The following is an 11673-nucleotide window of genomic DNA, read 5'->3' as shown; positions in this document are numbered from 1 at the left end:
TCCATAAGTTGCTCTGGACTGAGAATGCTCGCTGAACAGTGCACGGGCAGAGGTGGTTTGAAGCCTCGGAGAGGCGAAAGGAAATAGCCCTCGGCTTCAGCCGGGGGTAATCGTGCAGGCGTTTTCTAAACGCAGCCAAGTCCCGGTGAGGGACGAAAGAGAGCGGCATTCGCCTCTGCCAGCTGGGATCTTCAGTCGACACAGGTTTGGCGGCAGGTGTGCGCGATGGAGCAGATGCAACGAAGCTCTCTTTCGTCCCTCTGGGACTTTGGGTTCAACCATGGCGCTGGTTGCGGTGACGCACGGCTAAAGCCATGCGCTATTTCCTGCCGCCTCTCCGAGGCTTCCAGACACACTTATCCTGCTGCTCATCAACTTATGGGTAAAGCTCAGGCGCTTCACACCTCACTCCACGACGCTGCCGCGCCTATCGAGGTGCCATCAGAGCTCCAGAAAGGAAGACCCACGTCTTCCTCCACACATGATCAACCTCACCCTTCCTTCGCCTCTTCTGATCCAGGCTCGGGATCCGGAGCAGGAGGCGGAAGGCTGTCGATGACATTGATCAGGCTCACCGCGCGCTCGATGCTTTTGTCGAGACGGAAGAGGATCTGCGGGCTGTGCTTCAGCTTCACGCGCTTGTAGAGCTCGCGCTGGATGTTGCCACGCTCTTTGTTCAGCTTCTCGATGACGGCGTCTTCATCACGCGCCTTGCCGAGGATGCCGACCCAGGCGTTCGCATTGCGCAGGTCCGGGGCGGTGGCCACCTCATGCACGGTGAGGACGATGCCTTCAAAGCGGTAGCCGCGCTCCAGCACCATGCTGAGCTCACGCTTCATGAGTTCATTCACACGATCAAGGCGCTGGGACATAAGACTGAGAGAGAAAAATAATGAGACAAGGGGGGACAAACAGAGAGCGAAGGTTGGATGCCTCGCTCTCTGCTTTGATAACTCTACGCTTTAGAGAGCCTGCGGGACTTTCTCGAGTTCGTAACACTCGATGATGTCGCCCTCTTCGTAGTCGGAGAAGCCGTGAAGCTTGATACCGCACTCGAGACCGTTGCGCACTTCGGGGACTTCGTCCTGGAAGCGGCGCAGCGTTTCGACGCCACCATCGTACACAGCCTGACCATTACGCAGCACGCGGGCGCGCTGCTTGCGGTCGATGCGGCCATCGATGACCTGAGAACCACCGACCCAGCCCTTCTGCACCTTGAAGACCTGCTTCACCTTCGCATGGCCGATGACCTTCTCGCGGGTGAGCGGGTCCAGCATGCCGGTCATGGCTTCCTTCGCCTGGTCGATCAGCTCATAGATGATGGAGTAGAGCTTGATCTGCACGCCTTCGCGGCGGGCGGTGGTGAGGGCTTTGTTCTCGACCTTCTGGTTGAAGCCGATGATGACGGCATCTGAACCGGAGGCGAGGAGCACGTCTGACTCGTTGATCGGGCCGACATCGCTGTGCAGGATGCGCAGGTTGATCTTGTTGCTCTCGATCTCTTCCAGACACTTGGTGATGGCTTCCAGGGAACCGTGCACGTCCGTCTTGAGCACGACCTTGAAGACCTTCTTCTGGCCTTCCTCGATGTTCGCGAAGAGGTCTTCCATCGTGACACGACGGCGGGTGACCAGCTTTGCCTGACGAGATTCCTCAAGGCGTTCCTCGCTGAGCTTCTTCACCGCACGCTCGCTGTCCATGATGACCACTTCATCACCCACGCGTGGCATGTCGCTGAAACCGACGAGCTCGACCGGCATGCCGGGCTTCACTTCCTTGATCGGCTGGCCGCGGTCGTTCATGAGCGCCTTCGTCTTGCCCCAATGCGGGCCGCAGATGAAGGCCTGGCCGACCTTGAGAGTACCCTGGCGGCAGATGACAGTGGCCACGGGGCCACGGCCTGGGACCATGCTGGACTCGATGACGGTAGCGCGGGCAGGAGCCTTCGGATCGGCCTTGAGCTCGAGCACTTCGGCCTGGAGGGCCATGGTCTCGAGCAAGTTGTCGATGCCCAGGCCGGTCTTCGCGGAGACCTCCATGACTTCGATGTCGCCACCCCAATCCACCGGCGCAAGACCGATGTCCTGAAGCTGGGACTTCACACGCAAAATATTCGCGGCAGGCAGGTCGCACTTGTTGATGGCGACCATGAGCTGCACGTCCGCAGCCTTGGCGTGGTTCAGAGCTTCACGCGTCTGCGGCATGATGCCGTCATCCGCAGCGATGATGAGCACCACGATGTCCGTGACGTTCGCACCACGGGCGCGCATGCCAGAGAAGGCCGCGTGACCAGGAGTGTCAATGAAGGTGATCGGTCTGTCGTTATGGAAGACGCTGTAAGCACCGATGTGCTGGGTGATGCCGCCGGCCTCACCATGGGTCACCTGGGTCTTGCGGATGGCATCCAGGAGGGAGGTCTTGCCATGGTCAACGTGACCCATGAAAGTGATGATGGGCGCACGAAGCTCCAGCTTCTCCTCTTCCACTTCCTCGACGATCTGGGCGACAGGCTCGACGATGACTTCCTCGACCTTGTGCACGCCGGCGCCTTTTTCGCGCTTCTCACGTTCCAGGCGGAAGCCGTGCTTCTCACAGACTTTCTCGGCCACTTCCAGCTCGATGGCCTTGTCGGCATTCGCCACGAAGACCTTCAGGTTGATGAGGTCGGCGATGATTTTGAAGGGTCGCAGGCCCATCTTTTCCGCCAGATCCTTGACGATGATCGGCGGCTTCAGGTGGATGATCTTTTCACCCGCCTCATTGACCTCGAAGGCGGGGGCCACGGCCTCCACAGGCGCAGGCTTTGGAGCGGCCACGATCACGGGAGCAACCACGGGACCGACAACCGGAGCCGGAGCGTTCAGGCGAGAGATCGGTGCCAGACTGGCGATGGTCTCATTCGTGCGGACACGCTTGACCTTCGGCTTCTCATCTTCCTCAAAGAGATTTAGCGCTTCCTTCTTCTGGTCATCGACCGTTTTTCTGGCTGGCTCAGGCTCGCCAGCTGGCTCCGGCGTGGGAGCGGCGACTGGGGCAGGCTTGGCTCCCAGGACTGGCAGCGGGGTGGCTTCACGGCGCGCTGCGGGTTTTGTCTTCGGCTTCTCGTCATCAATCAGCGAGAGCACCTCCTTTTTCTTTGCCGGTTTCTTGGCAGGGGCGCTCTCCAGCTCTTCCGTGTTAGCGACAACTTCGCTCTCCGGATTGGCTTTGCTGGTTTTTGATGATGAGGAACGAGGAGGCATGTGAAGGAATGGGCGTCGTGCGAGCGGCTGAGGGGGCTGTCGGAGAGGCGTGGTGAAGAATGTCTGCGGAGAGGCTCATAAGCTACTCTCCTTGGGCTGGGTTATATGACTGAATGCGTTCGAAGACCTGTTTGGCCAGCGTGTCGTCGCCATTGAGGGCGTCGCTGAGATCTTCGACTTCGACCTGACGGAGGACCTGGAGGTCACCCATGCCGCCCAAGACAAGCTTGCGGGCAGTCTCGAGATTGATGCCAAGGGTTTTGACGAGGTCCTGGGCCGCGTGGCCCATCTGTCCTTCAAAGACTTCTTCCGCGTGCTCATCGCGCTCGATCTGCAACTCCATGCCGACGAGGCGGGAGGTGAGGCGGGCGTTCTGACCACGGCGGCCGATGGCCTTGGAAAGCTCATCTTCACGAACGGTGAGACGGGCCGCCTTCTTGTCGGTGGAGAGCTGAATGCTCAGCACTTTCACAGGTTTGAGGGCTTCCTTGATGAACTCCACGGGATCCGCATACCAGCGGATGATGTCCACCTTCTCATTGTTCAGCTCACGAACGATGTTTTTGACGCGGTTGCCCTTCAGGCCCACGCAGGCGCCCACCGGGTCCACTTTGGTATCGCCACTGTGCACGGCCACCTTGGTGCGGTAGCCAGGCTCACGGGCGATGCTGGAGATCTCGACCGTGCGGTCACCGATCTCAGCCACTTCAAATTCAAACAGACGGCGCACGAAGTTCACATGCGCGCGGCTGAGCACGATCTCAGGGCCGCGGGCACCTTCCTTCTCCACTGCCTTCACGTAGAAGCGCATGCGGTCACCGATGGTGTACTCTTCAGTCGGCACGCGTTCCTTGTTAGGCATCACGCCTTCAAATTTGCCGAGGTCCACGACCACGTCGCTCTTGTCGAAACGGCGGATGGTGCCGTTCACGACGTCGCCTGTGCGGTCCTTGAACTCATCGTAAAGGTTCTCCTTCTCAGCCATGCGCACGCGCTGCATCATGGTCTGCTTCGCGGTCTGGGCGGCGATGCGGCCCATGTTCTGCGGGGTGACCTCGAGCTCGATCTCGTCACCGAGCTGCGCGTCTTTCTTGCGCTTCACGGCCTTCTCCATCGAGATCTCTTCGAAAGGATTGCTCACCTTCTCGACCGCAATGAGCTTGGCGAAGGCACGGATGGTGCCCTTGTCAGGATCAATGTCGATGCGCAGCTCACGGGCAGGGCCGATGCTTTTCTTCGAAGCTGCGAGCAGGGCCTGTGAGAGCACCTCGACCATGCGATCACGGTCGATGCCCTTTTCCCTCTCGTAGTAGTCGAATAGTGCTTTGAGTTCCGATGTCATAAAAATCACTCCACCCCCAGACAAAAAGAGAGCGGGGCGCACCCCACTCTCGCAACAAACAGACAGGCATAACCTGGGAAAGGAAGCTCCCAGAGTAGCCCGGCAGAATGATTCATCAAGCTGAAATTCAGGGAGTTCTCTAGGGTAAAACACGGCGCCAATTGTGAATAACTACCATGATTAGCAGTTCTCGGACTCCCTCCCAAAACTCCCTCCCGGCCAAAGTTATCCGCCTCCCGGATCCCTAGAATCCGCCCTGACCCCTCCGCCGGGATTGCCAAGCAGCGGCCAACCGCTATTCTCGGCCTTCATTTCTTCCACCCCGATCCCTCTCATGTCCCTCGAAGTCGCTCTCAAGTCCGCCGTCGATACTGGTCTGCTCCTCCCTGCCAGCTACGAAAACATCCTGGGTCTTCTGGCCGCCAGCACGAACCCGGTCTACCGGGACAGCATCCAGGAACTGGCCAACTCGGAACAGTGGGCCGAGCTGAACGACCGCTTCTTCCAGGCCCTGAAATTCGGCACCGGCGGCCTGCGCGGACGGACGATTGGCAAGATCGTGACCACCGCAGAGCGTGGCAAGGCTGCGGCGGATCAGCGCCCGGACCACCCCTGCGTGGGCACGAACGCCATGAACTTCTACAATGTGGCCCGCGCCACCCGTGGTCTCGTGGCCTATGCCAAAGCCTACCGCGCCAATGCCGGCCTCGGTGGCAAGCCCAGCATCGTCTTCGCCCACGACACCCGTCATTTCTCCCCCGAATTTGCCCAGCGCTGCGCGCAGATCGCCATCGAGAACGGCGCTGACGTGTATCTTTTCGACGACTGCCGTGCCACTCCGGAGATGTCCTTTTCTGTCCGCCAGCTCCGCGCGGACGCCGGCGTGATGCTGACCGCCAGCCACAACCCAGCCCACGACAACGGCTTCAAGGTCAACTTCAGTGACGGTGCCGGCATCGTGGAACCCCACGCTACGGGCATCATCAAGGAAGTGAATGCCCTCAAGGACGAGTCCTACACCCCGCTGCCGGAAGATCAGCAGGGCAAGATCACCACTCTGGGTGCCGAGATGGACGAGCTCTATCTGGCCCGTGTGGAGACCATGATGCTGCAGCCTGAGCTGCTGAAGGGTGAGAAGGCCAAGAACCTCAAGATCGTCTTCACCGCCCTCCATGGCACCGGTGGCGTGCTGGTCCCCGTGCTGCTTAAAAAGCTGGGCTTCAATTTCTTCACCGTCCCCGAACAAGATGTGCGTGATGGCCGCTTCCCCACCGTGAAGTCCCCGAACCCGGAAAACGGCCCGGCTTTGAAGATGGCGGTGGACCTCGCCAACAAGGAAGGCGCGGACATCGTGATCGGCACCGACCCGGACTGCGACCGCATGGGCGTGGGTGTGCGCAACGACGCGGGTGAGATGGTGCTGCTCACCGGCAACCAGACCGGCTCTCTCATGGGCTGGTATCGCCTGAAGACGATGTTTGATCTCGGCATCCTGAATGAGTCTAACAAAGACCGTGCTGTCTTCCTGAAGACCTTCGTCACCAGCCCGATGCAGGACACCATCGCCGCGAAGTTCGGCGTGCAGTGCATCAACACCCTCACCGGCTTCAAGTGGATCAGCTCCAAGCTGGCCAAGTATGAAGCTGCGCTGCCAGCGGACATCCTCGCCAAGTATCGCGACCTGAACGCCGCCGACTCCCGCGCCGCGCGCCTCCAGCATAGCAAGTTCCTCGTCTTCGGGGGTGAGGAGAGCTATGGCTACATGGGGGATGACTTCAGCCGTGACAAAGATGGCAACGGTGCCGTCGTCATGTTTGCCGAGCTGGCCGCCTATGCCGCCAGCCGCGGCCTAACCATTGTTGGTTTGCTGGATGAGATCTACAGTGACGTCGGTTACTTCCTCGAGGTGAACCAGAGCAAGGTCTTTGAAGGCGCTAGCGGTGCCGCGCAGATCGCCAGGCTCGCCGACAGCTACGGCAGCAATCCTCCGACCGAGGTGGACGGCAGCGCCGTGAAGTCCGTGCGCGACTTCCGCAAGCCCGGCATCGTCGATGAAGAGGGCGAAGCCGTCTCCACCGAGAAGATGCTCTTCGTCGATCTGGAAGACGGTCGCAGTTTCGCGGTCCGTCCATCCGGCACCGAGCCGAAGATCAAGTACTACATGTTCGCCCGCCAGGTCCCCGCCGCCGGCCAGAAACTCAGCAAGGACGAGCTCGCCGCCGCCAAGACCAAAGTCACCGCCTCCCTCGAAACCCTCTGGGCCTGGCTGGAGAAGGACATCGATGCACGACTGGCCTAACTAAGTAGTTGATCAAAACTCATCTGAGAAGGCGGAACTCGCAAGAGTTCCGCCTTCTTTGCGCGATGGTGCGACACCGAACGATGCCGAAGGTCACAGCACCGAAGGAGCGCGGCACTTCAGCCCGCAGCAGTGTGTCCATCCGCCAACACCAGCCTATCTAGCAGAGCCTTTTCAAACCGAAGGCTTCTGTGTTCGCAGTTCACGCAAGCAGCGTCCTCACCCTGCGTCTGCGTTCGGGATCGCTGTCTTCTTCGCTAAAGCTTCGCAGACCAAGACGGACTGAAGCGCCGCGCTCCGCTAGTCACAAGGACTGCAATGCTCATGCGTGCGGGCACGCCTGCAACTTGTCCACTGAGCAGTTCCAAAAAGTCTTTCATTTAGCTCGATGAGTCTCTAGCATCCGGCCGCTCCAGCATGGCCCCTTCCCTCGACTTCATCCGCAAGCAACTCGGCCCGCAACCTCGGCGCATCTGGTTCTTCAACTGGAGTGACAAAGTGTTTCCCATCCCGGCGAATCTCAGAGGCGTCACACCAGATCAGGAGCCTTTGGTAGACACCCTCCTGCGTCAGAAGGAGATCTGGCGCGAGGGCAAGATCGTCTGGGGACATGTCATCGTAGCCAACCGGGCGCTCCGGCAGCCTGGCGAAGACGATCTGCCGGGCGAGGTTGTATACACTCTCGATGCTCCTGATGACGAGGCCTTGGAAAAGCTTCCCAAAATCGCCCAGGCCTTGGCCGAAGCGAAGTTCTCCGAGATAGCGGCGGAGGAGTTTCCACCGGAGGAGCAGGAGATCGTGGAACATCTGCGGAATGAACACGACCGCGCTTTTGGCATGGCCGTCCCAGCTTCCTTCAGCCAGGGACTTCACTGTTTCACAAGCACGTTCTGGGCACATCGGGGGCATCTGCCGGAAAAGGCACTCGGCGGCCGTCTCCTGCCCTTGCTCGTGCTTGTGAAAAAGGTCCATGATGTGCTCATCATTCCCGACAAGTTCTGGCCGGATGATCTGCGCGTGCCATGGACAACTGTCGTCGGGACACGAGACATGCAGAGGCGCATCTCCGAGAAGCGCATTGAAGCCACGAAGGAGTGGGAGGAAGTCCGCAAGACAACGCCTCCACCTCTGCCGTCCAAGGAAGTCTCACCCGAGACGCTGGCAGGAACCTGGGCCTGGGAGTCCGAGGTGGTGATGCACCGCGGAGAGGATGGCACCATCGGGTCTCAATGGATCACGTCCCAGTGGCGGCTGGATGTGGAGCAGCGCTGCTGGCTGAGCATGACAGGCCACCTTTTGATCAACGGTGAGGTGCAGGAGGATGCTCCGAGTTTCGATCAGGACTATGAAGGCACCTACGAACTGCAGGACGGCATCCTCACCTGCACATTGCCGGAGCATGAGGACAGCCCGCTGAAGCTTGTCGCCACGGCTAACAATGAGCTTTTCAATGAGCATCAGGCCCGCTTCCTGCCCACGCAGCCCGTGTCGAGGGTTGATGGCGTGAGTGAAGGTGGAAGCACTCTTTATCGCCATCAAGCACGCGCGCCGGGCTTCGTGCCGCCTGACATGAGCGAATCAAACCTCCAGGCCGTCGACCAGCATCTGGAGGAGCATTTTGGCAAGGTGGATCTCGTCTGGCACGAACTGGTGTCTGATCTGGTGCACATCGACATCCATGTGATCAATCCCACCCAGGAGCGCCCATGGTACACTCTGGTGACGAGCGGCATGAGCGATCTGCCGATGCATCCGCCGGAAGGTGCGGAGGAATATCAGCATGCCGAGATCATGCTCTGCCTCCCGCCTAACTGGAAGCTCAGCCAGGAGGCCTTCAAGGACGAACGGAACTACTGGCCCGTCCGCTGGTTGAAGATGCTCGCGCGCCTGCCGCATGAGTATACCACCTGGCTCAGCTACTGGCACACCGTGCCCAACGGAGATCCTCCTGAACCACTGGCGGATGAAACGAAGCTCGCTGGCTTCATGCTCATCCCGCCGATGACCACCAGCGTGGAGTTTCACGAACTGCTGGTGCCGCCTGCCCGCACCATCCGCTTTCTGGCAGCCATCCCTCTCACGGTCTCTGAACTGGATTTCAAGCTCAAGGCAGGCGCGCAGGCCCTGATGGACCGCCTGGAGAAAGCCAAGATCACAGAGTTGGTTAATCCTTCCCGCAAAAGTGTGGTCTGAATCTGTGATTCAACAAGAGAAATAGACTGACTTCCCGACGAGTGGCTCACTGATCCAAGGTGTTATGTCCGAACGCACAAACACAGCATGCAGCACATTCGCCGCCGAACCTTGCTCAATGGCTAGCTGGAAAAGCGTCAGCAGACGGGGAAGACCTTGGGCATGACCATGCGCAAGGCATTCTCTTGGCGAGGGCTGGGTGTCCGGTGCTGTGGCTGCATAATTCGCCTCAGGTTCACCTCCCTTGATCGCGGGACGCGGACGCGAGGACAGAACAAAACAACCTCGTGAGACTCAAGCACATTCGCAAGGCCCCGTCTGTTTTCCCAAGGAAGTCTGAAAATCACCCAATTGTTACATCGATACCGATGTTTGGTGTTGAGCGGCGGCGGAGAAATCGCCAGCATCGCGCCGTTAATCCATCCGCCATATGTCCGCTGAATCCCGAATCACTGATCTTGGCCTCGATCTTCCACCTGCTCCTCCCCGGGGCGGCATTTATAAACCCGTCGTCGTTGTGGGCAATGTGGCCTACATCTCCGGTCATGGTCCTTACCTCTCCGATGGCGGCATGATCCGCGGTCGCGTGGGCGAGGATCTGGATCTCTCGCAAGGCAATGAAGCCGCGCGCCAAACCGGTCTGGCCATGCTGGCCACCCTGAAAAAAGAGCTCGGCAGCCTGGACCGCGTGAAGCGGGTGATCAAGCTGCTCGGCATGGTGAACAGCACACCGGAGTTTGCCGACCACCCGAAGGTCATCAACGGCTGCAGCGAGCTCTTTGCCCAGATCTGGGGCGAGGAAAATGGCATCGGCGCACGCAGCGCCGTGGGCATGGGCTCCCTGCCCGGGAACATCGCCGTGGAAATTGAGGGGATTTTTGAGGTCGGCCCTTGACCCGGAATCCTTCGCAGGTCTGCGACAAAAAAGTTGCCCCCTGAGCCTCAAAATGGCTAAGGTGACACCTCTATGGCCTCTCTCAATAAAGTCATGCTCATCGGCAACCTCACCCGCGACCCGGAGGTGCGTTACACGCCCAAAGGCAGCGCCGTGTGTGACATGGCCATCGCAGTGAACCGTCGTTACCTGAATGAGAACAGCGGTGAGCGCGTGGAAGAGGTGACTTATCTCGACATCGTGCTCTGGAACAAGCAGGCCGAGCTGGCCGGGCAATACCTCGCCAAGGGCCGCTCTGTCTTCATCGAAGGCCGTCTGCAGATGGACACCTGGGAAGACAAGGCCACCGGCCAGAAGCGCAGCAAGATCCGCATCGTCTGTGAAAACATGCAGTTCCTCAGCGGCCCCGGTGGGGCTGGCGGTGGCGGCGGTGCTGGCGGCGGCTATCAGGGTGATGACGAAGGCGGTGGCGGTGGTGGCGGCGGCTACAGTGCCGCACCTCCCCAGCAGCAGTATCGTCGCCCCGCAGGCGGTGGTGGTGGCGGTAATGGAGGTGGTGGCTACGGCGGCGGAGGCGGTGCTGGCGGAGGCAATTTCCAGCGTCCAGGCCCTCCGCAGGCACGCCAGCAGCCGCCTCAGCGTCCCGCTCCAGCCCAGCAGCAGGACGATTTCGGTGAGGGCCCCATCACGGACGGCCTTGATGGCGACGACATCCCATTTTGATTTTTGATGTGCAGGCGTGCGCGTGACTTGCGCATCCGTGTGTCCTTTTTGGCAGCCCTCTAGGAAACTAGGGGGCTGTTGCGTTTCAGCCTGTGCCAGCCCCGCACACCACCATGAAAGCCCTTATCCCCAGCCTGCTGCTCGCTTTGGTCAGCATCACCGCCGTCTTCGCCAAAGGTGGCCCGCCCATCAACGAAGCCTGCCCCGTCGACGGCAAAAAAGGCCGCCTCATCTACCGCACCTTCGGCGATGAAGGCACCATCATCTTCTGCTCCGTGGAGTGCATGGAGGCCTACAAGAAGAACCCCAGCGCCTACAAGGTCGTCGCCAAATAGCCGCCTGGGCTCATCGCGCTGAATTGCTCGTGGCATCATTTCCCGGACCGTGTCATCACTGCCCGGTGAAACCCGTCATCTCCACGCGTCCCGCCACGGAAGCCGATGTGCCCGTGCTCCTCCAGCTCATCCGCGATCTCGCCGACTACGAAAAGCTCACGGACGAAGTCGTCGCCACCGAGGACAGTCTTCGTCACACCCTCTTTGGCTCCAGCAAATACGCCGAGGCCTTGATCGGCAGTGTCGATGACGTGCCTGCAGGCATGGCCATCTTCTTCCACAACTACTCCACCTTCCTCGCCCGGCCCGGCCTCTATCTCGAGGACCTCTACGTGCAGCCCGCCGCACGCGGCTGCGGCCTTGGCAAAGCCCTCATCACGGCCGTCGCCAAAGTGGCCCATGAGCGCGGCTGCGGGAGATATGAATGGACCGTGCTCGACTGGAACCAGCCCGCCATCGACTTCTACCACCGCCTCGGCGCCGAGATGAAGTCCGACTGGCGCATCATGCGCGTCACCGGTGATGCCCTGCAACGCATGGCCGAGATTTAAAGTGGTCCGCACAGTCCCCTGTGCGGAACGAAGTCCAATCGATACACAACCGCCACCAGAGCCCCGCACTCGCGAAGCGTCCTGGACTGCGCC

At 60.1% G+C, this 11673-nt stretch carries 9 protein-coding genes; 6 read left to right on the top strand and 3 right to left on the bottom strand.

Annotation, left to right across the window (positions count from 1 at the left end; translation table 11 throughout):
- Positions 1-491 precede the first annotated feature (491 nt).
- The 3 genes from rbfA to nusA form a co-directional block, all read right to left on the bottom strand.
- Positions 492-872 (bottom strand): 30S ribosome-binding factor RbfA, encoded by a 381-nt coding sequence (gene rbfA / locus BGE01nite_RS22500; RefSeq protein WP_146853928.1) that lies wholly within the window; start codon positions 870-872, stop codon positions 492-494.
- A 90-nt stretch (positions 873-962) separates the two neighbouring features.
- Entirely contained in the window at positions 963-3242 is a 2280-nt protein-coding gene (infB, locus tag BGE01nite_RS22495; protein WP_146853926.1) for a translation initiation factor IF-2, read from the bottom strand.
- Positions 3243-3324: 82 nt separating this feature from the next.
- Positions 3325-4584, bottom strand: a complete 1260-nt coding sequence (nusA, locus tag BGE01nite_RS22490; RefSeq protein WP_146853925.1) for a transcription termination factor NusA — start codon at positions 4582-4584, stop codon at positions 3325-3327.
- A gap of 334 nt (positions 4585-4918) precedes the next feature.
- Between nusA and BGE01nite_RS22485 the strand changes: the two genes are divergently transcribed.
- From BGE01nite_RS22485 to BGE01nite_RS22460, 6 genes are all read left to right on the top strand, one after another.
- Entirely contained in the window at positions 4919-6883 is a 1965-nt protein-coding gene (locus tag BGE01nite_RS22485; RefSeq protein ID WP_146853923.1) for a phospho-sugar mutase, read from the top strand.
- 417 nt (positions 6884-7300) lie between these two features.
- Complete coding sequence (locus tag BGE01nite_RS29460) at positions 7301-9076, top strand: suppressor of fused domain protein (RefSeq protein WP_218033069.1); 1776 nt, start codon at positions 7301-7303, stop codon at positions 9074-9076.
- A 430-nt stretch (positions 9077-9506) separates the two neighbouring features.
- Positions 9507-9971, top strand: a complete 465-nt coding sequence (locus BGE01nite_RS22475) for a RidA family protein (RefSeq protein WP_146853921.1) — start codon at positions 9507-9509, stop codon at positions 9969-9971.
- A 72-nt stretch (positions 9972-10043) separates the two neighbouring features.
- Entirely contained in the window at positions 10044-10694 is a 651-nt protein-coding gene (locus BGE01nite_RS22470; RefSeq protein ID WP_146853919.1) for a single-stranded DNA-binding protein, read from the top strand.
- A 113-nt stretch (positions 10695-10807) separates the two neighbouring features.
- Positions 10808-11029: a hypothetical protein gene (locus BGE01nite_RS22465; RefSeq protein ID WP_146853917.1), complete on the top strand. Its 222-nt coding sequence runs from the start codon at positions 10808-10810 to the stop codon at positions 11027-11029.
- Positions 11030-11094: 65 nt separating this feature from the next.
- Positions 11095-11580 (top strand): GNAT family N-acetyltransferase, encoded by a 486-nt coding sequence (locus BGE01nite_RS22460; protein WP_146853915.1) that lies wholly within the window; start codon positions 11095-11097, stop codon positions 11578-11580.
- Positions 11581-11673 lie beyond the last annotated feature (93 nt).

This window comes from Prosthecobacter gellanilyticus (assembly GCF_007992435.1).
GTDB lineage: Bacteria > Verrucomicrobiota > Verrucomicrobiia > Verrucomicrobiales > Verrucomicrobiaceae > Prosthecobacter > Prosthecobacter gellanilyticus.
Note: the sequence above shows the minus strand (reverse complement) of the source record. Positions and strands in the feature narration are given on the sequence as shown.